General features: G+C 65.9%; 21 protein-coding genes. 7 read left to right on the forward strand and 14 right to left on the reverse strand.

Going from position 1 to position 22,820, the window contains the following annotated elements; translation table 11 throughout:
* Positions 1 to 32 precede the first annotated feature (32 nt).
* The 9 genes from ACIP9X_RS11330 to glyA all read right to left on the reverse strand — a co-directional run bounded on the left by ACIP9X_RS11330 (position 33) and on the right by glyA (position 8,320).
* Positions 33 to 629: a 2'-5' RNA ligase family protein gene (locus ACIP9X_RS11330; RefSeq protein ID WP_400479823.1), complete on the reverse strand. Its 597-nt coding sequence runs from the start codon at positions 627 to 629 to the stop codon at positions 33 to 35.
* Positions 630 to 633: 4 nt separating this feature from the next.
* Positions 634 to 1,737, reverse strand: coding sequence for a tryptophan--tRNA ligase (trpS, locus tag ACIP9X_RS11335; RefSeq protein ID WP_400479824.1), 1,104 nt, complete (start codon positions 1,735 to 1,737; stop codon positions 634 to 636).
* Between the two features lie 18 nt (positions 1,738 to 1,755).
* Positions 1,756 to 2,589, reverse strand: coding sequence for an exodeoxyribonuclease III (locus ACIP9X_RS11340; RefSeq protein ID WP_400479825.1), 834 nt, complete (start codon positions 2,587 to 2,589; stop codon positions 1,756 to 1,758).
* Between the two features lie 10 nt (positions 2,590 to 2,599).
* Positions 2,600 to 3,157 (reverse strand): hypothetical protein, encoded by a 558-nt coding sequence (locus ACIP9X_RS11345; protein ID WP_400479826.1) that lies wholly within the window; start codon positions 3,155 to 3,157, stop codon positions 2,600 to 2,602.
* A 118-nt stretch (positions 3,158 to 3,275) separates the two neighbouring features.
* Positions 3,276 to 4,109 (reverse strand): ABC transporter permease, encoded by an 834-nt coding sequence (locus ACIP9X_RS11350; RefSeq protein ID WP_400479827.1) that lies wholly within the window; start codon positions 4,107 to 4,109, stop codon positions 3,276 to 3,278.
* Positions 4,106 to 4,984 (reverse strand): ABC transporter permease, encoded by an 879-nt coding sequence (locus tag ACIP9X_RS11355; protein WP_400479894.1) that lies wholly within the window; start codon positions 4,982 to 4,984, stop codon positions 4,106 to 4,108. Before ACIP9X_RS11355 ends, ACIP9X_RS11350 begins: the two co-directional genes overlap by 4 nt.
* 4 nt (positions 4,985 to 4,988) lie before the next feature.
* Positions 4,989 to 5,960 (reverse strand): ABC transporter ATP-binding protein, encoded by a 972-nt coding sequence (locus tag ACIP9X_RS11360; RefSeq protein WP_400479895.1) that lies wholly within the window; start codon positions 5,958 to 5,960, stop codon positions 4,989 to 4,991.
* A 152-nt stretch (positions 5,961 to 6,112) separates the two neighbouring features.
* A complete protein-coding gene (locus ACIP9X_RS11365; protein ID WP_400479828.1) occupies positions 6,113 to 7,009 on the reverse strand; it encodes a bifunctional methylenetetrahydrofolate dehydrogenase/methenyltetrahydrofolate cyclohydrolase in 897 nt (298 codons plus the stop codon).
* Between the two features lie 3 nt (positions 7,010 to 7,012).
* The gene (glyA, locus tag ACIP9X_RS11370) at positions 7,013 to 8,320 is read right to left on the reverse strand and encodes a serine hydroxymethyltransferase (protein ID WP_400479829.1); all 1,308 of its coding nucleotides are present in this window, start codon (positions 8,318 to 8,320) and stop codon (positions 7,013 to 7,015) included.
* A gap of 303 nt (positions 8,321 to 8,623) precedes the next feature.
* On the opposite strand from glyA, the gene purU reads away from it, so the two are divergent.
* Both purU and ACIP9X_RS11380 read left to right on the forward strand, forming a co-directional pair.
* Complete coding sequence (gene purU, locus ACIP9X_RS11375) at positions 8,624 to 9,484, forward strand: formyltetrahydrofolate deformylase (protein WP_400479830.1); 861 nt, start codon at positions 8,624 to 8,626, stop codon at positions 9,482 to 9,484.
* A gap of 89 nt (positions 9,485 to 9,573) precedes the next feature.
* Complete coding sequence (locus ACIP9X_RS11380; protein WP_400479831.1) at positions 9,574 to 9,933, forward strand: class I SAM-dependent methyltransferase; 360 nt, start codon at positions 9,574 to 9,576, stop codon at positions 9,931 to 9,933.
* 62 nt (positions 9,934 to 9,995) lie between these two features.
* Here the strand turns inward: ACIP9X_RS11380 and ACIP9X_RS11385 are convergent, their stop codons facing one another.
* Both ACIP9X_RS11385 and ACIP9X_RS11390 read right to left on the reverse strand, forming a co-directional pair.
* Entirely contained in the window at positions 9,996 to 10,628 is a 633-nt protein-coding gene (locus tag ACIP9X_RS11385) for an FMN-binding negative transcriptional regulator (RefSeq protein WP_400479832.1), read from the reverse strand.
* 58 nt (positions 10,629 to 10,686) lie between these two features.
* A complete protein-coding gene (locus ACIP9X_RS11390; RefSeq protein ID WP_400479896.1) occupies positions 10,687 to 11,568 on the reverse strand; it encodes a DMT family transporter in 882 nt (293 codons plus the stop codon).
* A gap of 154 nt (positions 11,569 to 11,722) precedes the next feature.
* Here ACIP9X_RS11390 and ACIP9X_RS11395 point away from each other — a divergent pair, with 154 nt between their 5' ends.
* Both ACIP9X_RS11395 and ACIP9X_RS11400 read left to right on the forward strand, forming a co-directional pair.
* Positions 11,723 to 13,135 (forward strand): PLP-dependent aminotransferase family protein, encoded by a 1,413-nt coding sequence (locus ACIP9X_RS11395; RefSeq protein WP_400479833.1) that lies wholly within the window; start codon positions 11,723 to 11,725, stop codon positions 13,133 to 13,135.
* Between the two features lie 65 nt (positions 13,136 to 13,200).
* Positions 13,201 to 13,731 carry a gamma carbonic anhydrase family protein gene (locus tag ACIP9X_RS11400; protein ID WP_400479834.1) on the forward strand — a complete coding sequence of 177 codons (531 nt, stop codon included), beginning with the start codon at positions 13,201 to 13,203 and terminating at the stop codon, positions 13,729 to 13,731.
* 59 nt (positions 13,732 to 13,790) lie between these two features.
* Here ACIP9X_RS11400 and ACIP9X_RS11405 read toward each other — a convergent pair whose 3' ends face one another.
* Both ACIP9X_RS11405 and ACIP9X_RS11410 read right to left on the reverse strand, forming a co-directional pair.
* Positions 13,791 to 15,536: an FAD-dependent oxidoreductase gene (locus ACIP9X_RS11405; RefSeq protein WP_400479835.1), complete on the reverse strand. Its 1,746-nt coding sequence runs from the start codon at positions 15,534 to 15,536 to the stop codon at positions 13,791 to 13,793.
* Positions 15,533 to 17,089: an amino acid permease gene (locus ACIP9X_RS11410; protein ID WP_400479836.1), complete on the reverse strand. Its 1,557-nt coding sequence runs from the start codon at positions 17,087 to 17,089 to the stop codon at positions 15,533 to 15,535. The genes ACIP9X_RS11405 and ACIP9X_RS11410 overlap by 4 nt, the downstream gene beginning before the upstream one ends.
* Before the next feature lie 101 nt (positions 17,090 to 17,190).
* Here ACIP9X_RS11410 and ACIP9X_RS11415 point away from each other — a divergent pair, with 101 nt between their 5' ends.
* On the forward strand, positions 17,191 to 18,861 hold the full coding sequence (locus ACIP9X_RS11415) for a PucR family transcriptional regulator ligand-binding domain-containing protein (protein WP_400479837.1): 1,671 nt from the start codon (positions 17,191 to 17,193) through the stop codon (positions 18,859 to 18,861).
* Here ACIP9X_RS11415 and ACIP9X_RS11420 read toward each other — a convergent pair.
* Positions 18,858 to 19,688: a nitrilase-related carbon-nitrogen hydrolase gene (locus tag ACIP9X_RS11420; protein WP_400479897.1), complete on the reverse strand. Its 831-nt coding sequence runs from the start codon at positions 19,686 to 19,688 to the stop codon at positions 18,858 to 18,860. The genes ACIP9X_RS11415 and ACIP9X_RS11420 overlap by 4 nt on opposite strands.
* A 228-nt stretch (positions 19,689 to 19,916) precedes the next feature.
* Between ACIP9X_RS11420 and ACIP9X_RS11425 the strand changes: the two genes are divergently transcribed.
* Positions 19,917 to 21,107: an ROK family transcriptional regulator gene (locus ACIP9X_RS11425; RefSeq protein ID WP_400479838.1), complete on the forward strand. Its 1,191-nt coding sequence runs from the start codon at positions 19,917 to 19,919 to the stop codon at positions 21,105 to 21,107.
* 131 nt (positions 21,108 to 21,238) lie between these two features.
* The gene (mmsA, locus tag ACIP9X_RS11430; RefSeq protein WP_400479839.1) at positions 21,239 to 22,795 is read left to right on the forward strand and encodes a multiple monosaccharide ABC transporter ATP-binding protein; all 1,557 of its coding nucleotides are present in this window, start codon (positions 21,239 to 21,241) and stop codon (positions 22,793 to 22,795) included.
* The last annotated feature ends 25 nt before the right edge of the window (positions 22,796 to 22,820 follow it).

A 22,820-nucleotide genomic window follows, 5' to 3' on the forward strand; every position in this document is an offset into this window, starting at 1 on the left:
TGCGGATGATCTCCAGCTTCAGGCGCGCCTGCTCAGTGGGAAGCGGCTGCCCCTCCGGCGTCTGCTGCTCGGAGCGGTTCCCGTTGGTCGTCCGATTCGGTGCCAAAGTCAAGTTCTTCCCGTAGCTGCCAGATACCGTCGCTATCGTGCTCGTAAAGTCCCATGCTAACCACGGGGAAGGTTGCTCTGTAGTCTTTCAGGACCGTTTCGGCCTCATCGAGGCTTTCCGGGGCGACGTCATGGGCGATCGTCACGTGGGGGTGGTAGGCAAAAGGCAGGTCACGGGCCAGCGGTCCGGCCTGCAGTTTCTCGTGCAGTTCCACGCATTCCTCGAACCCCTCCTCCACGTTGATGAAGACCACCGGGGACACCGGCCGGAAGGAGCCGGTGCCGGCGATTGTCACCATGAAGGGTGCCTGGGTCCGCGCCACTTCGCGGACGTGGTCCCGTGCGGCCTCCCAGTCGTCCGTGGGCGTGGTGGTGACGAGCGTGATGTGTGCCGGGATGACCGTGGCCATGGGGTCCCCGAAGGACGCACGCCACCGCTGCAGTTCCTCGGCAATACCGGGCGGGAAGCCCAGGATGACCCCAAGGCTCATTCCTTCGCCGTCTCTCCTGTTGACGGGCATCGTCTTAGCGGGCTCCCGCGTATGGCAGGAAGCCGACCTTGGCGTAGACGTCGGCGAGGGTGGCCGAGGCGATCTCGCGGGCCTTGTCAGCACCGTGGGCCAGCAGCCGGTCCAGCTCCGCCGGGTCGCCGAGCAGTTCGTTCGCTCGGTCGCGGATCGGCGTCAGGCGCTCCGTCACCACCTCCGCCAGGTCCACTTTGAGGTGGCCGTACATCTTGCCCTCGTAGGCGGCCACCAGCTGGTCCACGGTCTGCCCTGTGATGGCCGAGTAGATGGTCAGCAGGTTGGACACGCCGGGCTTGGTCTCACGGTCGAACCGGATTTCCGTATCGGCGTCGGTCACGGCGGACTTGATCCGCTTGGCAATGACCTTCGGCTCGTCGAGCAGGTTGATCAGGCCATTGGGCGAATCCGCGGACTTGGACATCTTGGCGGTGGGAAGCTGCAGGTCGTAGATCTTCGCCGATTCCTTTTGGATGAACGGCTCGGGAACGGTGAAGGTCTTGCCGAAGCGGGTGTTGAACCGTGCGGCGAGGTCGCGGCTGAGCTCCACGTGCTGACGCTGGTCCTCGCCCACAGGTACGCCATGCGGCTGGTAGAGCAGGATGTCCGCGGCCTGCAGAATGGGGTAGGTGAACAGGCCCACGCTGGCGGAATCCGAGCCCTGGCGCAGCGACTTGTCCTTGAACTGCGTCATGCGGGATGCCTCGCCGAAGCCTGTGATGCAGTTCAGGACCCAGGCCAGCTGTGCGTGTTCGGGCACCTGGGACTGGACGAACAGGGTGCACTTGTTGACGTCCACTCCGCCCGCAATGTACTGCGCGGCAGTGACGCGGGTCCGGTGGGCAAGTTCGGCGGGATCCTGCGGAACGGTGATGGCGTGCAGATCGGGGATGAAGAATACGGCATCGTATTCCTCCTGCATGCGGACCCAGTTCACGAGTGCCCCGAGGTAATTGCCCAGGTGCAGGGAGTCGGCGGAGGGCTGCATCCCCGACAGGATGCGGTGGCGGATCCCGGCGTCCTGTCCGCTCTTGCCGTTCGGCTGGAGGTTGGCGGCGGGCTGTCCGGCAGCAGAGCCGTCGGTCACGATGGGGGTGGAGGTCATTCGTCGGAGGCCTTAAGACTAGAGCCGGTAGTCCACTACCAGCGGTGCATGGTCAGAGAAACGTGTGTCCCACGAGGGCGCCCGGTCCACGACTGCCGACACGGCAGCTGCTGCGAGTCCGGGGGTGGCCATGTGGTAGTCGATGCGCCAGCCAGAGTCATTGTCAAAGGCCTGGCCACGCTGGGACCACCAGGTGTAGGGGCCGTTGACGTTACCCGCCAGGCCCCTGTGAACATCCTTCCATCCGATCTCCTCGCCGAAGAAGCGGTCGAAGTAGGCACGCTCCTCGGGCAGGAAGCCGGCACGCTTGACGTTGCCTTTCCAGTTCTTGATGTCCAGCTCGGTGTGGCCCACGTTCAGGTCGCCGGTCACCAGGGCGTGGTCGCTGTGCTTGGCCAGCTCGGGCAGCCGCGTGGTCATGGCGTCCAGGAAGCGGTACTTGTCCACCTGCTTGGGAGTCCCCACGTCGCCGGAGTGCACGTAGGCGCTCACAACGGTCAGCTGGGAGGCATTGCCCTCGGCGTCCCAGAGGCGGAAGTCCGCCTCCACCCAGCGGCCGGCGGTGGCGAAGTAGTCGTCCCCGATGTGGTCGCGGGTTACCAGCGGCTCCTCACGGGATGCGATCGCGACGCCGGCGCGGCCCTTGGCCTCCGCCTCTGCGTGCAGGATGTGCCACCCGTCGCCCAGCAGGCTGCGGACAATCGCGTCCGGAGCGCGGACTTCCTGCAGGGTGAGGATGTCCACTTCGCGGTCCGCCAGCCACTCAGCCATGCCCTTTTTGTAGGCAGCCCGAAGGCCGTTGACGTTGACTGTTGCGATGCGAAGGTGGTCCTTCTTCAATGCCGAGCTCACCCGCTCCACTCTAGTCGATGATGGTTCCGGTTACGGGTTCACCAGAACCGCCCGACGACTTAATCATGTCCCTGGCGTTGGTGGCGGTTATTTCGATGGTTTCGAGGGCACGCCGGATGGTGTCCTGGTCGGCGGCGGCTCCCTTGGCCCGCTCCTGTTCCACGACGCGGACCTGCACCTGGACGATCTTGAAGGAGTGGTCCAGCTTCATGTCCCGGACTTCCTCGGCCTCGCCGCGTTCGTACACCAGGCGGGTTCCGCCGTGGTCTGCTGAGCCGCGCCCCGGCGCACGGCCGGCGGCAGCGTTGAAGGCATGCTGCGCTTCGTTCAGCTTCGCTCCGGCCTTCTTTGCCGCCTTCTGGATGCTGAACACCACGAACGATGCCAGCAGGAGCCAGAACAGCGCGATGACAGCGACCACCCAGCCGACGACGTCGTTCTGGTTGGCCGCGAAGATGACGGCGACCAGGAAGGCGGTGATCAGGACCAGAAGGCCAGGGCCGCTGATGCGGAACAATCCGCCCCGAGCCGGGTTGGAGGAAGATTTGGAGCTGCCCAGAGATTGCATGCAGCTATTGTCTCAAACCCAACGGGGTGCCCCTGAACGCTTCCACCGGCGGCGAACACCCGCGGGTCCGCAACCAACAGCAGGGCAACCAACAGCAGGGCATCCATCAGCAAAGCAGCTACTTCAGGAACAGGCTCCTGAGCCTGCCGGTGGTCAGCATCAGTCCGAGCACGATCATCACCAGGTAGTAGCCGACGTGGATGGCCGTGGCCGGCGTGAAGGTGCCCGCGCTGATCTGGCGCAGCAGCTCCACGCCGTGCCACAGGGGCATGGCCTGGATGAGCCACTGGATGAACTGCGGGTAGACGCTGAGCGGGTAGAAGGTGGCGCTGAACAGGAACATGGGCAGCATGATGAAGTTGATCCAGTCCATCTGCTGGAAGGTCTTCATGAAGCTCGTCAGGCCCATGCCGAAGCTGGCGAAGCCGAAGGCGATCAGCACGGAGGCGGGGATCATCAGCAGCGCCCAGGGCGTGGTGATGAGTCCCATCAGCCCCATCACGGCCGTGAACCCGGTGGCGTAGAGCAGGCCGCGCAGCAGCGCCAGGAAGATCTCCCCCATCGCCACATCGAGCGGGCCGAGGGAGGTGTAGAGCATGCCCTGGTAGAGCTTGGCGAAGTTCATCTTGAAGAACACGTTCCACGTTGAGTCGTACACGGCGCCGTTCATGGCCGAGACCGCCAGGAGTGCCGGCGCGATGTAGGCGGCATAGCTGATCTCCTGCCCGCCTGGCCCCGCGACCGAGCCCACCACCGCCCCCATGCCGATGCCCATCGAAAGCAGGAACAGCACCGGCTCGAAGAACCCCGACAGCATGACCAGCCAGTTGCTGCTCTTGGTGGCCATCAGGCCCCGCCCGATCACCGCCCGGGCGTTGCGGGAGTACAGCGGGCCGAAGCGCCGGTTCCGCGCCTCCTCGGTAACGCTGTGGCCCTGCGTCAGGACGCTCATTGCCCCATCCTCCTGGCGAATTGCCGCTTGGTGAGCACCCAGCCGAACCAGGCCAGGCCCAGCAGGAACACGATGTGGATGATTGTCAGGACCGGCGGCTCCTCATAGCCGTAGCTCAGGACGCGCCCCAGTTCTGTTCCATGCCAGATGGGCGAGATCCAGCCGACCCAGCGGACCAGCAGCGGCAGCGTGTCCAGCGGGAAGAAAGTTCCGGAAAACAGAAAGAGCGGCATCACGATGAAGCGCATGACCATGGCGAACTGCCCTTTGTCGTCCTTGATGGTCGCCGCGTAGGCCATCAGCGGCAGCCCGAACGACAACCCGGCCAGCGTGGCCACGAGGACGGACCCCCACCCCCAGCCGCTGGGCGAGGCGCCGAACATCGCGACGATGGCGAAGTAGACCGCGGACTGCAGGAAGAACCTCACAGTCACGGCGATGATCTGGCCCGCCGCGATCTGTTCCGGAGTGAGCGGCGATGCGTGCGGCCCGTAGTAGACCCGCCGCCACTTGAAACCGTCCATCACGGGAAAGGTGAATTCGGTGGCTGCGGTCATCACGGCGGCGGAGATGAGCAGGGCCGGCGCAATGAAGGTCAGGTAGCTGACCCCGCCGAAGACTGCCGCGCCGTTCGCCTCCACCAGGGTGGCCAGGCCCACGCCCATGGCAAACAGGTAGGCCGCGGGCTGCCCCACGCTGTAAAGGAAAATCGACCAGCCGTAGCCCTTCATCACCCGCAGGACATGCTCGGCGAAGTAGAAAGCGCCCCAGCGCCGCGCCCTCGCGGCAGAAACCTCCGGCGCGTGGGCACGCAAAGGAGGCCGCGCCGTCGGACGTGCTGGAACGTCCGTTGAGAGGGTGCCTCTTGGGGGCAGCGGCTCAGTCAACGAGGCTCCTGCCCGTAAGCCGGAGGAAGACGTCCTCCAGGGAGGACCGGCGCACCAGCGACGTGAGCGGGCGCAGGCCGCGGGCGGAGACTTCCTCGAGGGCCGCCTCGCCGTCCTGGGTGTAGATCAGGACGCGGTCCGGCAGGGTCTCCAGCCGTTCCCCGATGCCTTCCAGTTCCGCACCAACGCTGGCGTTCCGCTCCGACCCGAAGCGCAGCTCCAGGACTTCCCGCGTGGAATAGTTCCGGATCAGGCTGGCCGGCGAGCCTTCCGCCATGATCCGGCCCTTGTCCACCACGATGAGCCGGTCGCACAGCTGCTCTGCCTCGTCCATGTAGTGGGTGGTCAGGATCAGCGTGACGCCCTGTTCCTTGAGCCGGAACAGCCGGTCCCAGAGGATGTGCCGCGCCTGCGGGTCAAGGCCCGTGGTGGGCTCATCCAGGAGCAGGATGCGGGGTTCGTTGATGAGCGATCGGGCGATGGTGAGGCGGCGTTTCATGCCGCCGGACAGGGCGTCCACCTTGGACTTCGCCTTGTCCGTCAGCTGCGCGAATTCGAGCAGCTCGTCAGCTTTAGGCCTGAGGTAGCTCATGGGCAGGCCGAAGTAGCGCCCGTAGACCAGCAGGTTGTCCCGGACCTTGAGCTCCTCGTCCAGGTTGTCCTGCTGTGGCACCACGCCAAGGTGCGCCCGGACTTCCGGACCGTGCTGCTCCGGGTCCAGGCCCATGATGGTCAGGCTGCCCGAGGTGCGCTGGGACACGCCGCCGATCATTTTCATCGTGGTGGACTTGCCGGCGCCGTTGGGCCCCAACAGCCCGAACGCCTCCCCCGCGGGAACGCTGAAGGAGATGCCGTCGACGGCGGTGACGTCGCCATAGGTCTTGGTCAGGTTCTCCGCGGCGATCACGTACTCGCCAGGGCCAGGTGCCGGATCTTTTGCGGACCTGGCTTCTTCGCCGGACACGGGCTTTCGGGACGTTTGTTCGGAAGAGTGGAGTTCGGGCACCCCATTACGCTAGCCCGCGCCGCGGAGCAAAGGAATAGCCGGATCTCAAGAAACGCAGCAACGCGGGGCCACTGTACGTGACCCCGCGTTGCTTTGACGCTGGTTGAGCCTTAGATGCCTGCTTGGCGCTCTGCGCTTTCCACCACGTTGGACAGCAGCATGGCGCGGGTCATCGGACCCACGCCGCCCGGGTTCGGGGACAGCCAGGCGGCGACGTCGGCGGCGTCGGGGTGTACGTCTCCGGTGACCACCGCCTTTCCGGAGCCGTCGTCCACACGGGACACACCGACGTCGAGCACGATTGCACCCGGCTTCAGGTCCTCCGCCTTGACCAGGTGCGGCACGCCGGCTGCAGCGATCACGACGTCGGCCTGCCGGAGTTCCGCGGGCAGGTCAACGGTGCCGGTGTGGGCCAGGACCACGGTGGCGTTGACGTCCTTGCGGGTGAGCAGCAGGCCCACGGGGCGGCCGATGGTGACGCCGCGGCCAACTACCAGGACGCGTTTGCCCTTGAGGTCGATGCCGTGGCGGGCCAGCAGCTCCACGCAACCCTTGGGCGTGCACGGCAGCGGGGACTTCATGGGACCGCTGATGTTGGCAACAAGCCGGCCCAGGTTCATCGGGTGCAGGCCGTCGGCGTCCTTGTCCGGATCCATGGCCTCCAGGATGGTGTCCTGGTCGATGTGCTTGGGCAGCGGCAGCTGGACGATGTAGCCCGTGCAGTCCGGGTTCCCGTTCAGCTCGCGGACCACGTCCAGAAGGTCTTCCTGGCTGATGTCCTCGGGCAGGTCGCGGCGGATGGACGTGATGCCCACCTCCGCGCAGTCCTTGTGCTTGCCGCTCACGTACCACGTGCTGCCGGGATCGGAACCGACGAGGATGGTGCCCAGTCCCGGTGTAACGCCTTTGGCCTTGAGTGCGGCCACGCGTTCGGTCAATTCGGCCTTGATGGCGGCGGCAGCTGCCTTGCCATCAAGGACCTGCGCGGTTTTTGCAGTTTCAGTCACGGATTACCACTGCTCGTGCTGCGGGTACAGCGGGAAGTCGGCGGCGAGCTTGTCCACGCGGGCCTGCAGGGCCTCCACATCGGTGGCCGAGCCGGCCTTCAGCGCGGTGGCGATAATGTCTGCAACCTCGGTGAATTCCTGCGAGCCAAAGCCGCGGGTGGCCAGGGCAGGCGTGCCGATACGCAGGCCTGAGGTGACCATCGGCGGGCGGGGGTCGAACGGCACGGCGTTGCGGTTGACGGTGATGCCCACGGAGTGCAGGAGGTCCTCGGCCTGCTGGCCATCCAGCTGCGAGTTGCGCAGGTCAACCAGCACCAGGTGGACGTCGGTGCCGCCGGTGAGGACCGAGACGCCGGCCTCGGCAACATCGGACTGGTTCAGGCGGTCGGCAATGATCTTGGCGCCTTCCAGGACGCGCTCCTGGCGCTCCTTGAATTCGGCGGTGCCGGCGATCTTGAAGGCCACGGCCTTGGCAGCGATGACGTGCATGAGGGGTCCGCCCTGCTGGCCCGGGAAGACGTTGGAGTTGAGCTTCTTGGCCCACTCCTGCTTGGCCAGGATCACACCCGAGCGGGGACCGGCGAGGGTCTTGTGCACGGTGGAGGTGACGACGTCGGAGTGCGGCACCGGGCTCGGGTGCAGTCCTGCTGCAACAAGGCCGGCGAAGTGCGCCATGTCTGTCCAGAGCAGTGCGCCGACTTCGTCGGCGATGGAGCGGAAGGCTGCAAAGTCGAGGTGGCGGGGGTAGGCGGACCAGCCGGCGATGATGACCTGCGGCTTCTCGGCGATGGCCTGCTCGCGCAGCCTGTCCATATCCACCCGGAAGTTGTCCTGCTCCACCTGGTAGGCGGCCACGTTGTAGAGCTTGCCGGAGAAGTTGAGCTTCATGCCGTGCGTCAGGTGTCCGCCGTGTGCCAGGGAAAGGCCCAGGATCTTGTCCCCCGGGGTGATCATGGCGGAGAGAGCTGCGGCGTTGGCCTGCGCGCCGGAGTGCGGCTGGACGTTGGCGTATTCGGCGCTGAACAGGTCCTTCACCCGGTCGATGGCCAGCTGCTCGGCGATGTCGACGTATTCGCAGCCGCCGTAGTAGCGGCGGCCCGGGTAACCTTCGGCGTACTTGTTGGTCAGGACGGAGCCCTGGGCTTCCATCACTGCCCGCGGTGCGAAGTTTTCGGAGGCGATCATCTCCAGGGTGCCGCGCTGGCGGCCGAGCTCCTGGTCCAGTACCGCGGCGATCTCGGGGTCGAGTTCGGCAAGCGGCTGGTTGCTGACGTCGGAGGAAGTGCTGAGGGAAGTCGGTGAAGTAGTCACGAGGATCTCCTGGCTAGGGATGGGCACTGCTAAGGTCAGGCTACCGGCATGCGCGCGGCTCCGCCCCTCGATGACCACGATCCGGAAAACTCCGGGCGCAGGTCTATATCAGGGCGCCGCAGCGCACACAAGGCGGCTGCTCTCCGAGAAGCGCAGCAATACCGGCAAAACATGACCCTCGGCCCAGGCGTACGATCCGTGGTCTTCGTGAATGCCGCTCCCTGGTGGTTAGCCACCCAAACGCCAGTTGCGACGCCACCACATTATCAAAAGCGGCGCCGCCGCGCGGGTAGGCTGTTCTTCGTGATTGAAGACCAGCCCGCCAAAGCATACGTAGTAACCCTGTCCTGCCCGGACCGCCCCGGCATCGTCCACGCCGTGGCCGGTGCCCTGCTCGTGGCGGGCTGCAATATTACTGACTCCCAGCAGTACGGGAGCCAGGCCACGGGAACCTTCTTCATGCGGGTCGAGGCCACCACCGCCGCCCAGCGCAGCGAGGTCCAGGCCGCCCTGGAGCCCGTGGCCGAGGCCTTCGGCATGCAGTGGAGCCTCAGCCCCGCCGGTCAGAAGGTCCGCACACTGCTGATGGCGAGCAAGTCCGCGCACTGCCTGAACGACCTGCTGTTCCTGCAGCGTTCCGGCACCCTGCCCATCGAGATTCCCGCCATCGTTTCAAATCATAACGACCTGGCCGGGCTCGCAGAGTTTTACGGCATCCCGTTCCACTACATACCGGTGACTCCCGAGACGAAAGATGAGGCCGAGAACAAGCTGCGGCAGATCATCGCCGAGGAACGCATTGAACTGACCGTCCTGGCCCGGTACATGCAGATCATTTCTGATGAGCTGTGCGAGGAACTGACCGGCAAAGCCATTAACATCCACCACTCCTTCCTCCCGTCCTTCAAAGGCGCCAGGCCGTACCACCAGGCCCACGCCCGCGGCGTGAAGCTGATCGGCGCGACGGCGCACTACGTCACCGCCGCGCTGGATGAAGGGCCCATCATCGAACAGGAAGTGATCCGGGTGGACCACGCCCGCACCCCCGAGCAGTTCGTGCAGATGGGCCGCGACGTGGAAGGCCGCACGCTGGCCCAGGCGGTGCAGTGGCACGCCGAGCACCGTGTGCTTCTGGACGGCAACCGGACGGTTGTATTTAACTGACGCAGGTTTTCAGCTCAGCGGCATGCAGCTGAAAAGCTTCAGCCTGAGGTTCCCAGCGGCGGGTGTCTTAACTGAGACTGGTTAATACGATGACTCTGCTGACAGACACCTCACTGGAACCCTTCATCGCCCTGCTCAAGACCCAAAGACGGCACTCAGTCCTGAATGTGTGCTGCGGCCCGGGCGACGACGGCGTCCGGTTCGTCCAGGCCGGGATCCACTACACGGGCGTGGATCCCTTCGACGGGAACGTCCGCTATGCCGTCGCCCGCCGGCTGAGCGTGTCGGTGGCCCAGCCCGACCGTCTGCCCTTCGCGGACAACACATTTCCCGCCGTCTGGGCGGTCGAGTCCCTGACGGGGCTCACGGCGGACCAGGCGGACGACGTCGTACGGGAGCTTGAGCGCGTGGCCGAACCCGGCGCGCCCATCGCCGTCGTCCTTCCCTAGTACCGGGCTGGCCCGTTTCAGTGGGGACCGATGCGTGTGGTCTTACTGATGCATGGAGCCCGTCAGCCGCGGCGTTCCCGCCGCGCCCGCTCCACCTCCGCCGCGATCTCCGGCTGTCCAACCGCCTGCAGCCCGGCAATGACACCGCTGATGTCGGCGTCTGTCCGGTTCTGGCTGAGCTTGGTTTTGCCCTCGATCCTGCTGATGATCAGTTCGACGCCGACGATGGCACGCAGCTGCCCGGAAATGAACCGCTCCGGGGCATCGTCCACAGACCACGGGCGGTCCGAGCCTGCCTCGTGGACGTCAGTCAGTTGCCTGACGTGATTGCCAAGCCAGGCTGCGTCCTCGTGGACAACGAGCTCGCCGTATACGTGGGCGGTGGAGTAATTCCAGGTCGGCACGACCCGTCCGTGCTCGCGCTTTGAGGCGTACCACGACGGCGAGACGTAGGCGTCGGCGCCTTGAAGGATGACCAGCGACTCACCGAGTGCAGGCGCGGACCATTGCGGATTGTTCCGTGCGAGGTGCCCGTGCAGCGCGCCGTGTTCGCCGGCGGAAGGTTCGTAGATGAGAGGCAGCATGGTGGCGAGGATGCCCTGCGCCGTGGCGGTGACGAGGTTAGCGGCTGCCGGTCTGGTCAGGAGGTCTGTGATGGCGTCGGGGCTGGCGGCGAAGTGTGCTGGGGTGTACATCAGGCTCTTTCCGTTTCGATGGCTGTGGGGAGGATTCGTGATCGTTGGTACGCGCGGGTTACGTGGCGGGCGGCCGGTTGAGCCGCACACGGACGGCCATGCCGGCGGAGGCTATGACAGCCAGTCCGCCGATAACAGTGGCCCACGTCAGGTGTTCGCCCAGCAGGAGCGCCGCCCAGCAGATGCTCATCACCGGCTGGGCAAGTTGAACCTGGCTGACCCGTGCCATTGGCCCTATGGCAAGTCCGTGATACCAGGCGAAAAAGCCCAGGAACATGCTGATGACGCCAAGGTAGGCAAAGGCCGCCCACTGCACGGGCGTCGCCCACGGCACGATCGTGCCCGGCTGCTGCCCGGAGACGGAGAGGGCCATAAGAACAAGCATCAGGGGCGAAGCGATGACCAGGGCCCAGGATACGGTCTGCCAGGCGCCGAGCTCGCGGGCCAGCAGTCCCCCTTCGGCGTAGCCCACGGCCGCTGCCAGCACTGCACCGAAAAACAGCAAGTCCGTCCAGTGCACCTGGCCGAAGCCACCGGACTGCAGGAAGGCGAAAGCGATGGCGGCCAAGGCTCCCGCGGCTGTCGCAAACCAGAAGGCCCGTTGCGGACGCTCCCGGCCGCGGAGAACCGCCATCGTGGCAGTCGCGGCGGGCAGCAGGGCGATCACGACTGCTCCGTGGCTGGCGTCCGCGGCCGTCAACGCAAAGGACGTCAGCATCGGGAATCCGATCACGATCCCTCCGGCGACCACCGCCAGCCGCACCCACTGCCCGCCGCGCGGAAGGCGTTGCCGCGTCACGATCAGCGCTGCGGCGGCCAGGAGAGCCGCAACGACGGCGCGGCCGGACCCAATGAACAAGGGTGACAGCCCCTCCACCGCCAGACGCGTCAGCGGAACAGTCAGCGAAAAGGCCGTTACACCAAGGAGGCCCCAACACAATCCGCTGCGTGCCCGTCTGGCGGGTTCCGGTCCGGTGGGAGTCGGTTCAGTGGGAGTCGGTTCAGTAGCAGTCGGTCCGGCGGCAGTTACTCCGGGACGCACTTCCGGCGATAGCACTGGGCGAACGGGCACGATAGCGCTACTATTGTCTCTCATGAACAACGATAGCACCTCGCGAATTGCCTCGCAGCTGAGGGAATGGATCGCCGGAGCCGCACCGGGTTCGAGGCTGCCCTCAACCCGCTCGCTCGTGGCCGACTACCAGGTCAGCCCCGTGACCGTTCAGAAGGCACTGCACGCCCTGAGCAGGGAAGGTGTCATCGAGAGCCGGCCCGGGGTGGGGACGTTCGTGCGTGCTGTCCGGACCGCGCAGCCCTCGGACTACGGCTGGCAAACGGCCGCACTGCGGTCCCCTCAGGCGCCTCTTCGACCGGCCTCCACGGCGATGCGCAGCACTCCGAACGATGTCATCGCGTTCCATTCCGGCTATCCGGACCGCGAACTCCTGCCGGAACGGCTGGTACGCGCAGCGCTTACCAGGGCGGCCCGGAGCGAGGCAGCGCTGTCCCGCCCTCCGGCCGCCGGGCTCCCCGAACTCCAGTCCTGGTTCGCCCACGAACTCGGCGCCTTCACGCCGGCCGGCATCACCCCGCCAACGCCGAGCGACGTCGTTGTGCTCCCGGGAAGCCAAAGCGGACTCAGCTCCATCTTCAGGGCTCTCGTCGGCCACGGGCAGCCACTGCTCGTGGAATCCCCAACCTATTGGGGAGCCATCCTGGCGGCGGCGCAGGCAGGCGTCCGGGTCATTCCTGTGCCCAGCGGTCCCGAGGGCCCGGACCCGGACGAGCTGGCCCGCGCCTTCAGGGAGACCGGAGCACGGATGTTCTATGCCCAGCCAAGCTATGCAAATCCCACCGGAGCGCAGTGGCACGCCCGGTGCGGCGAACAGGTTCTGAACGTGGTGCGTGAGAACGGCGCGTTCCTCCTGGAGGACGACTGGGCGCACGATTTCGGCATCAACACCACCCCACTTCCCCTGGCCGCGCAGGACGATTCGGGCCACATTGTTTACCTCCGGTCGCTGACCAAGAGCGTCTCCCCTGCCATCCGGATTGCCGCCGTCATCGCCCGCGGACCTGCCCGCGAGCGGATCCTTGCCGACCGGGGAGCTGAGTCGATGTACGTCAGCGGCCTCCTCCAGGCCGCGGCGCTCGACGTCGTCACGCAGCCGGGCTGGCAGACGCACCTGCGGAGCCTCCGGCACCAGCTCCAGTCCCGCCGCGACCTTCTGCTGACGAGCCTGCTGCAACACGCACCGCAGGCCCACATTGAGCATGTTCCGAAGGGCGGACTCAACCTCTGGGCCCGCCTGCCGGACGGAACCGACGTCGAACTGCTCGCCCGCGAATGCGAGAGAGCAGGTGTCATCATCGCCGCTGGAACGGAATGGTTTCCCGCCGAACCGGCAGGACCGTTCATCCGGCTCAACTACGCAGGGCCAAACCCTGGCGCCTTCCCGGAAGGCGCCCGCGTGCTTGGCGAAGCACTCTCCCGGACGGTTGGTTAATCACGCCGAGTGGACCCGTGTGCGGCGCGCTTTCGGCGCGTCCGGCGTGCTTTAGGCTGGGTGGCATGGCTCCCATTTACCCTTTCGCCGGTGACTCGCCGGACATCCACCCCTCGGTTTTCGTCGCTCCGACGGCGTCGGTCATCGGCTGCGCCACGCTCGCCGAGGACGCCAGCGCGTTTTACGGTGTTTCCGTCCGGGCTGATACGGCCGCCATCACTGTCGGCGCAGGCAGCAACCTGCAGGACAACGTGGTGCTGCACGCCGACCCCGGCTTTCCCTGCAGCGTCGGGGCCCGGGTCAGCGTCGGGCACAGCGCGGTGGTGCACGGCTGCACCGTCGAGGATGACTGCCTCATCGGGATGAGTGCCACCATCCTCAATGGCGCAGTGATCGGCACCGGCTCGCTCGTGGCGGCCGGCGCCGTTGTGCTGGAGGGCACCGTTGTCCCTCCGCGCTCCCTCGTGGCCGGGGTCCCGGCCAAGGTGCGCCGTGAACTCACGGATGAGGAGTTCGACGGCGTGAAGCGAAACGCAGCGCACTACCGCGACCTGGCGAAAGCGCACCGCGAAATGCACGCCGACCCAACTAAGTAGCAGCAGAGGCGGTTCCCAGCGCTGGGAACGGCCCCATGTGCTACCTGGTTGGGGTTGGGCTAGTCCAGGCTGATCGGGCCCAGCTCGTCGAGCAGGTCGCCGGGGCCGGGGTTGGCAGCCGAGGAGGAACCGCCGAGGTGGTTCACGACGCCCCATACCGCATTGAGGCCAGTGGTGATGGCGCCTTCTGCCCACCCGGCGGTGAAGGAGATGTCGTCGCCGGCCAGGAAAATGCCCCGCTGCGCCTCAAGCAGTTCGTCCTGCTTGAAATGGGTGAAGAGGCGCTGCTGGTAGCGGTAGTGCCCGGGCAGATTCGCCTTGAAGGCTCCCATGAAGTTCGGGTCCGCCTCCCAGGACACAGTAATCGGCTGGCCCACGATGTGGCTGGCGATGTCCACAGTCGGGTAGATCTGTTCCAGCGAGTGCAGCATCAGCTCAACGCGCTGGTCGGCGTCGAGCGCGAGCCACTTCAGCGCGTCGTCGTTCCAGGTGTAGGACAGCAGGATCACCGCGGGCTTGTCCGGTCCGTTGTCCAGCAGGTAGGTGGCGCGGTTAAGCCGGTCCGTCAGGGTCATGGACATGGTTTCCCGGCCCGTGGCGGGATCAATGTCCTTCCAGAACGGCCGGTCCACCATTACGAAGGTCTTCGAGGACTGCATGTAGTGCGAGCGCTCAATGGCCGTCCAGAGCTCGGCGGGGAACAGCGCTTCCTCGGTGTGGATCCGCGTGGACAGGAGCCATGACTGGCAGGTGGTCACCACCGCCGGGTAGGCGGCTTCACGGCCCCAGCGCTCACGGATGCGCAGGTCGCCGCCGGCGTCGCGGCCTATCCGCTCCACCGCCCCGCGGGGCGAGCCGGAGTGCAGGGACGCCAGCGAGGTCCCCTCCGGCCAGTGGGCCATGCCCGACGGCGCGTGGTGCCACAGTGCCTCGGGGAGCCGTTGCGCTCCTCCGGTAATGAGCCGGTGCTGGTCGTCGGCGTCTGTATAGACGACGCGCAGGATCTCAAGGATGGAGTTGGGAAAGTCGGTGTCCCAGCCGCCGGTGCCGAACCCCACCTGCCCGAAGGCCTCACGGTGGGCGAAACCTGCCTGCTTGAACGATTCGCTGGCGGCAATGAAGCCGTAGAACGTTTGCTCGTCCATCAGCGGCAGCAGTTCGTTCCACAGTTCCTTGATCCGGACTGTGTCCCGTGCCCGGATGGCGTCCTGCATCTCAGTGAACCGGGCGCCGTCGTTCACGGCCGCCTTCCAGGCCTCGGCCACTTCCCGGAAGAACGGCGGCAGGTCCGCCACCGTGCTTGCGTAGTGCTTCTTTCCTGCCAGTTCGATCACGGTGCTGGAGGTTGCCGGCGCCAGCGGGTTGGGAAAGTCCTGCGTCTCCAGGCCGAGCAGGTCCACATAGTGGTAGAACGCCTTGCCGGAAACCGGGAAGCGCATGCCGCCCAGGTCTGCCACCACGCCCGGGGCGGACGGGAAGGCCGCGGTGCGCAAACGCCCGCCGATCTGGTCCGCCTCGTAGACCACCGGCCGGAGCCCGAGCTTCATGAGTTCGTAGGCGGTCACGAGGCCGGACAATCCGGCGCCGATCACGGCCACTTCAGTGCCGTGCAGTTCAGGCGGGACAGATCCCAGGCCGTCCGGGTGGGCCAGGTAGCGGTCGTAGCTGAACGGGAAATCCGGGTTCAGCATGGTCACGGGTGCCAGGTCCGGCCGGTCGGCAACGGCCGTGGCGGCGCCGGCGGACGGGGCGAAGGGTGCCGTGCTCGAGGGATCGGAGGCCGGCAGTTCGGTAGCGGTTGTCATGGCAGGTCTGCCTTCATGGTTTCGGGGTTTGACGGTGTACTCGAAGTCGGTGTGTTCGAAAGTTCGCGGCTGGACAATTCACGGTATTCCTGGTCGCTGAGGGAAGCCACCCTGGAATGGCGCCGTCCGTAGCCGAAGTAGGCTGCGAGTCCCACCAGCATCCAGACGCCGAAGGTCACCCAGGTGTCAGCGCCGAGGTTGGCCATGAGGTACGCGCACATGAGGGCGCCGAGGATGGGCGTGAGGGGAAACAGCGGCACCCGGAACGTCCGCTTGAGTTCCGGCCGGGTGCGGCGCAGGTAAATGACGGCGACGTTCACCAGGGCGAAGGCAAACAGCGTGCCGATGCTCGTAGCGTCTGCGAGCGCCCCCAACGGAACCATGCCTGCTGTCAGCGCGACGAGAATGCCGACAATCAGGGTGCCGGCAACGGGCGTTCCGGTCCGCTGCGAGACGCGGCCGAAGATGCCGGGCACCAGTCCGTCGCGGGCCATGGAGAGAAGGATGCGGGTCTGTCCGTAAAGGACCGTCAGGACAATGCTGGCGATGGCGAAGACGGCGCCCACCGCAAAGACCAGTGCCACCCAGGGCTGCCCGGTGATCTCCTCAAGGATCTTGACCAGGGCGGCTTCGGTCCCGTCGAACCAGCCCCACGGGCGGGCTCCGATAGCGGCGACCGCCACCAGGACGTAGATGGTGGTGACGATCAGCATGGAGAGCATGATCGCCCGCGGCAGGTCACGCTTGGGGTTGCTGGCTTCCTCGCCGGCCGTGGAGGCCGCGTCGAAGCCGATGTAGGAGAAGAAGACAGTGGAGGCGGCTGCGGAGACGCCGGCCGCGCCCATCGGCAGGAGCGGGGCGAAGTTTCCGGCGTTGAACGCGGTGAAGGCCACGGCGCAGAAGAAGATCAGGATTGCCACCTTGATCACCACGATGGCGGTGTTGACCCATGCGCTTTCCTTGGCGCCGCGGACCAGCAGGACCATCGCCAGCAGGACAATGATCATGGCGGGAATGTTCATGACTCCGCCGTCGCCTGGCGGCTGGGTGACGGCTTCCGGCAGGACCTGCCCGAAGATGGCCAGGCTCTCGTTCACGTACTGGCCCGCGCCGACAGCGACGGCGGCTACGGAGACTGCGTATTCGAGCACCAGGCACCAGCCGCAGATCCAGGCCATGCCCTCGCCCAGGGTGGCATAGCTGTAGGAATAGCTGGAACCGGCCACCGGCACGAGTCCCGCCATTTCGGCGTAGGACACCGCGGACAGCAAGGCAGCGGCCCCTGCGATCGCGAAGGAAATCCAGATGGCCGGGCCTGCCATCGGAACGGATTCTCCCAGGATCACCAGGATTCCGGTGCCCAGCGTGGCCCCAACGCTGATCATGGTCAGCTGCAGCACGCCGAAGCTGCGGACCAGGCGGGTGCCGCCGTGTCCTGTTTCGGCTTCGTTGACCATCTGTCCGATCGGCTTGCGGCGCAGCAGCTGGGCACCCAGGCCCGTGCGCCGGCTTGGCGCCGCTGGCCGCTGTTCTGTGTAGGTGGGCACAGTCATCGTTGACGTCCGTTCGTGAGTAGTTGTCGTTTCCCCTTGCCCAAGACTAGGCGTGTGAGCCACCTCTCAGGGTTGTGCAAAATGACCTATAGTTGCTGGGCATGAGACGTAATGCACAAAAACCCGGCGGGGTTTCCGCAGCGGATGCCGCAGCGACGGGGCCGGATTACGGAACCGGAGAGCGGCTCAGCGTGGTGACACTTGACCAGCTCCTTCAGAAACTTCCTCCCGGGCTGAAAATCCTTCACGACGGCGGTAACGGTTCCGGCCTGCTGCGCTGGGTTGAGCCGAGTGAACTGGAGGACCCGACCCCGTACCTGCTCGACGGCGAGTTCCTCCTCACGGCGGGGCTGCCGTTCGCGGATGAGCCGGAGGACCTGCCCCTGGCCGACACCTATGTGCAGCGCCTGGTCACAGCGGGTGTCGCCGCCCTGGGCTTCGGCCTGGAGCCTTACTTTGACGCCGTGCCGCAAGCCCTGATTGACGCCTGCGTTCGCCATAACCTGACCCTGGTGGAGGTCCCCGGCACGGTTCCGTTCGCGGCCATTGGCCTCGCCTTCTCGCAGCTGCTTGAATCGGACAATGCCAAGCTCTTCAGGCAGCTGGCAGACACGAACCGACAGCTCATGCGGGCCGTCCTTTCGGCCCGGCCCGAGCACGAACTCCTCGCTGCCCTGACCCAGCGGGTCCCGGTGTGGGCGGTGCTGGTCGGGGCGGACGGCCGGGTCCGCGCCCGGGCCGGCACCGGCGTCGAGCTGCCGGCACTGCAGCCGATCCTCAGCCGCCTGCTGGGCGGCAGCGGGCCCCGCGTGGAGATGGACTCGTTCGACGTTCCCGGCTCCGCGCTGGTCTTCGGGCATCCGCTGCGCAGCACGCGCGACGCCAACCTGGGCGCCCTGATCCTCGGAGCCGACCAGCCGCTCACGCCGTCCCAAAACAACGTAGTGTCGGCCGCCGTCGGACTTTTGGAGCTGCTGGTGCGGCAGCGGACCAGCGGGTCGCTGGCACCGAGCCAGCTGGCCACCGCGCTGCTGCTGCACCCGGACAGCCTGGCCACCGGAGGTACCCGACACATCAACCAGCTGCGGGACCTGCTGGCCCAAAGCACTTCCTCCACGCGCTCGGCACCGCTTCGCGTGGTGCAGGGCATCAAGACTGAGCCGGCCGCGTGGCCCGCCGGTGAAAGCCCCGTCCGCGAGCTGCTTCAGTGGCGCCGGCTCTTCGACACCAAGCTCGTGGAAATTACGGACTACGGCTTCGCCGCCGTCACCAGGCTGAAAGTGGACGATGCCCTGCTGGGCGAGGTGGAGAAGCTCGGCTGGCGCCTCGTGATCGGGGACGCCACGGAACTGGCCGGGCTGGCCGGGGCCTACCAGCGTGCGGGCTCGCTCCGCTCCCGGGTCGTGAACACCGGCAGGAGCGTTCGGGTGGATGAGGTGTCCTGGACGGTTGCCGGGCTGCTGGGCAGGGAAGCCGGCGCCATGCTGGCCGGCCGGCTGCTGGAGCCTCTGCTAGAGCAAGAGCCGGAGCGCCGGGACGCGCAACTGGCGGTGCTGCGCTCGTGGCTGGGCGAGAACGGAAGCTGGGACGCCACGGCGAAGGTGCTCGGCCTGCACCGCAACAGCGTCCGGCGGCAGATCAATGCCGTGGCGGAGCTGCTGGGCACCGACCTCAACGAGGCGCAGGTGCGGGCGGAGCTGTGGATTGCCCTGCAGTACGTCGAGGCACTGCTTCCGGCCGGCACGACTCCGGGTACGGAAGGAGCCTCCTAGAGCTCCCCGCCGTTTTCCCGGCTTGCCTCCCGGCTGCTTTCCTGCCCAAGGGCCTCTTCCCACGCCCGATAGACACGCGGCCGCCGCTCGGCCAGATAAGGCACAGCGTTCCGGGCGCGCCCGGCCGCCTCGGCGCTCACTTCGGCGAACAGCAGTTCCGTCCCGGACCCTGCGGCCGCCAGCAGTGAACCGTCAGGGGCGGCAACCACACTTCCCCCAAGGAACTCACACGCCTCTTCCGCCCCGCAATGGTTGGCATAGGCCACGGTCAGCTGACTTTCCAGGGCCCGCGCCCGCAGCAGTATCTGGGGCACCTCCTCAAATCCGTGCGCCAGTGCCGTGGGAACGAGGAGCAGTTCAGCGCCGCGGGCGGCTGCCGCCCGTGCCGTCTCGGGGAATTCCACGTCGTAGCAGATGGCAAGCGACGTCCTGATTCCGTCCAGGAGTACGACGGCGGGGGCTTCTTTGGCTGCGCTGAAGGCCTTGCGCTCCTCCGGCCCGAAAAGATGGACCTTGGAGTAGCTGAGCAGCTCCTCCCCCTGGCTGCTGACCAGGGTGGCGGAGATATGCCACTGCCCGGCAGTCACGACCGGGAGGCTGTACACAAGCGCGATGCCGTGGCGCCGGGCAATGCCGGCCAGATGTTCCCGGATGCCCGGAAGGGTGTCGGGGTCCAGTTCGGCCCGGACCCGCAGCGGCGCGTAGCCCACCGGGAACAGCTCCGGCGTCAGCAGAACGCCGGCGCCCGCGGCCGCGGCCTCCCGGGCTGCCTCATCAACCGCGCTGCAGTTTTGCCCGATGTCCATGACTGTGGAGTTTGCCTGCATCAGCGCCAGCAACACCGTGAATCACCTCAAGAATCCTTGTGTAGGTCCGGCCATCCCCCGGACTGTGGTTCTCCTCAGCGTAGCCCCGGCCCTCGTGGGTTCGCCGGGCCATTTGCACCTCTTGGCCGCATACACGGGATGTATTGTCCGCCACTCCCTGGAACGGAACAACCGCATCTTTGCGTTAACTTCTTGACTACAAGAGGTGCATGGTGCAGTCTTCTAAGCATGCCCTCAACATCGAGCTCAACGAGGAGCCGAACCAGAAACCCGGGGTCGCAATCCGCCCTGCGGCACTTGAACCAGCAGCGGATCATCGAATGCCTGCTGAGCGGCCCTGCGACGCAGGCGGAACTTGCCCGCCAAACGGGACTCTCCACCGCCACAGTGTCGAACATCGTCAAGATCATGCAGGATTCCGGGCTGGCATCAACCGAGCCCACCACCAGCTCCGGGCGGCGCGCGCTCAGTGTCCGGCTCAACAGCAACGGCGCCGTGGCCGTGGGCATCGACTTTGGCCGGCGGCACCTGCGCGTGGTGCTTGCGTCCCTGAGTTACGAGATTATCGCTGAGGAATCCGTCCTCCTCCCCCTGGGCCACCACGCCGACCAGGGCATCGAGGCCGCCGTCACGCTGCTGGCCCGGCTGCTTGCCGACAGCGGCGTGGAGCGGACCGCCATAGTGGGTGCCGGCGTCGGGATTCCCGGTCCCATCGACCGCCGGACCGGCACGGTGGCGCAGGGCGCCATCCTCCCGGAGTGGGTGGGCATCAACATCCTTGAGCACCTCGAAAACACCCTGCAGATCCCCGTCTTCATCGACAATGACGCCAATTTGGGCGCGCTGTCGGAAGTCACGTGGGGACCGCACAGCGGCATCAGCAACCTGATGTTCATGAAGATCGGCTCGGGCATCGGTGCCGGGCTCATCCTCAACGGCGCCCCGTACTACGGCAGCGTCGGCATCACGGGCGAAATAGGCCATGCCACCATCCATGAACACGGCCTGATCTGCCGCTGCGGCAACAGGGGCTGCCTCGAAACCATCGCCTCCACCACCACCATGATCGAACTGCTCAGCCGCGGCGAAAAAACACCGATAACGCCCGAGGACATCGTCCGCAAGGCACTCGCGAGAGACTCCGCAACGCTCCGCGTGGTGGATGACGCAGGGCTCGCCGTTGGCCGCGCCCTGGGCAACGTGGCCAACCTGATCAACCCCCAGGTGATCGTTGTCGGCGGGCCGCTGGCTGGACTCGGCGACCTCCTGCTGGACCCTATCCGGAGAGGTCTGGTACGCCATGCCGTTCCCGTCATCGGGGAGACAACCACCCTCACCATGTCCTCCCTGGGCGACCGTGCGGAGGCGCTGGGAGCCGCCGCGTTGGTCTTCCAGCACTCCGGAATACGGCGCTCTTAGCTCTTTCGTTATGTGGCTGTTGCGTTAAAGACTTGACGACAATGGCTGTGATCCAGTTTACTTTTTCATCAGACGGCCCTGCGGCTTGCAGGGCAGACAACGAAGTCTTTTTATTGGAGGCGTAAGGGCAGATGACGTCCGAGACCACGCACAAAGATCCGATACTCCTCGAGATGCGCAACATCACCAAGGAATTCCCGGGCGTTAAAGCATTGTCCGATGTGAACCTGCGGGTGAAGGCCGGCGAGATTCACGCGATCTGCGGCGAGAACGGCGCCGGCAAGTCCACCCTGATGAAGGTCCTCTCCGGCGTTTATCCCTACGGCAGCTACACCGGCGACATCGTTTACCAGAACGAGGTCCAGCAGTTCCGGGACATCCGCGCCAGCGAGCACGCCGGCATCGTGATCATCCACCAGGAACTCGCCCTGATCCCGGAACTCTCCATAACGGAGAACATCTTCCTCGGCAACGAACCGGTCAAGCGCGGCGTGATCGACTGGGCTGAGGCCCGCACACGATCCCGGGAACTGCTCGCCCGGGTGGGGCTGCGCGAGGACCCCGATACTCCCATCAAGGAGATCGGCGTCGGCAAGCAGCAGCTCGTGGAGATCGCCAAGGCGCTGAGCAAGTCCGTGAAACTGCTGATCCTGGACGAGCCCACCGCAGCCCTGAACGAGTCCGACTCCCAGCACCTGCTGGACCTCATGCTGGGGCTCAAGGGCCGGGGCATCACATCCATCATCATTTCCCACAAGCTCAACGAGATCGAGCAGATCGCGGACTCCATCACCATCATCCGCGACGGAAAATCCATCGAAACACTGGACGTGAAGGCCGACGGCGTGGACGAGGACCGCATCATCAAGGGCATGGTGGGACGGACGTTGGAATCCCGCTTCCCGGACCATCAGCCCAAGATCGGAGATGTCCTGTTCGAGGTCAAAAACTGGACCGTCGGTCACCCGCAGATTCCGGATCGTCTGGTCTGCAAGGGCTCCAATTTCTTCGTCCGCCGCGGCGAAATCGTGGGCTTTGCCGGCCTGATGGGCGCCGGCCGGACGGAGCTGGCCCGCTCGGTGTTCGGCCGCTCCTACGGCCGGTACATCACGGGCAGCCTCTACAAGGAGGGCCGGGAACTCCACCTCAAGAACGTTCGGCAGGCGATCGACGCCGGCCTCGGCTACGTCACCGAGGACCGCAAGTCCCTGGGCCTGAACCTTCTCGACGACATCAAGACCACCACCGTCTCGGCGGCGCTGCACAAGATCAGCAGGCACTTCGTGGTGGACGCCAACAAGGAATTCACGGTAGCGGAGCAGTACCGCAAGTCCCTGCGGACCAAGACGCCGTCCGTGGAGGAAGGCGTGGCAAAGCTCTCCGGCGGAAACCAGCAGAAAGTGGTCCTGGCGAAGTGGATGTTCACCGACCCGGACCTGCTGATTCTCGACGAGCCCACCCGCGGCATCGACGTCGGTGCCAAGTACGAGATCTACGGCATCATCCAGCAGCTGGCCAACCAGGGCAAGGGGGTCATCGTCATCTCCTCAGAGCTGCCCGAGCTGCTGGGGCTCTCAGACCGCATCTACACCATCTTCGAAGGCTCCATCACCGGTGTCCTGAACAAAGACGAAGCCAGCCAGGAAAGCCTCATGAAACTCATGACTTCCGCCAGAAAATCCGCCTGACCTTCTGGAGCTTTCCAGAACCTTC

The sequence above is a fragment of the Arthrobacter sp. NPDC093125 genome (assembly GCF_044754225.1).
Lineage (GTDB): Bacteria > Actinomycetota > Actinomycetes > Actinomycetales > Micrococcaceae > Arthrobacter.

Bases quoted from the DNA above. Each gene is read 5' to 3' on its own strand.
- ACIP9X_RS11380 (WP_400479831.1), top strand. From the start codon at position 9,574: ATGACTCTGCTGACAGACACCTCACTGGAACCCTTCATCGCCCTGCTC.
- ACIP9X_RS11330 (WP_400479823.1), bottom strand. From the start codon at position 629: ATGCCCGTCAACAGGAGAGACGGCGAAGGAATGAGCCTTGGGGTCATC.
- mmsA (WP_400479839.1), top strand. From the start codon at position 21,239: ATGACGTCCGAGACCACGCACAAAGATCCGATACTCCTCGAGATGCGC.
- ACIP9X_RS11410 (WP_400479836.1), bottom strand. From the start codon at position 17,089: ATGACTGTGCCCACCTACACAGAACAGCGGCCAGCGGCGCCAAGCCGG.
- trpS (WP_400479824.1), bottom strand. From the start codon at position 1,737: ATGACCTCCACCCCCATCGTGACCGACGGCTCTGCTGCCGGACAGCCC.
- ACIP9X_RS11405 (WP_400479835.1), bottom strand. From the start codon at position 15,536: ATGACAACCGCTACCGAACTGCCGGCCTCCGATCCCTCGAGCACGGCA.
- ACIP9X_RS11350 (WP_400479827.1), bottom strand. From the start codon at position 4,109: ATGAGCGTCCTGACGCAGGGCCACAGCGTTACCGAGGAGGCGCGGAAC.
- ACIP9X_RS11415 (WP_400479837.1), top strand. From the start codon at position 17,191: ATGAGACGTAATGCACAAAAACCCGGCGGGGTTTCCGCAGCGGATGCC.
- ACIP9X_RS11385 (WP_400479832.1), bottom strand. From the start codon at position 10,628: ATGTACACCCCAGCACACTTCGCCGCCAGCCCCGACGCCATCACAGAC.
- ACIP9X_RS11345 (WP_400479826.1), bottom strand. From the start codon at position 3,157: ATGCAATCTCTGGGCAGCTCCAAATCTTCCTCCAACCCGGCTCGGGGC.
- ACIP9X_RS11395 (WP_400479833.1), top strand. From the start codon at position 11,723: ATGAACAACGATAGCACCTCGCGAATTGCCTCGCAGCTGAGGGAATGG.
- ACIP9X_RS11400 (WP_400479834.1), top strand. From the start codon at position 13,201: ATGGCTCCCATTTACCCTTTCGCCGGTGACTCGCCGGACATCCACCCC.
- ACIP9X_RS11420 (WP_400479897.1), bottom strand. From the start codon at position 19,688: ATGCAGGCAAACTCCACAGTCATGGACATCGGGCAAAACTGCAGCGCG.
- ACIP9X_RS11425 (WP_400479838.1), top strand. From the start codon at position 19,917: ATGCCCTCAACATCGAGCTCAACGAGGAGCCGAACCAGAAACCCGGGG.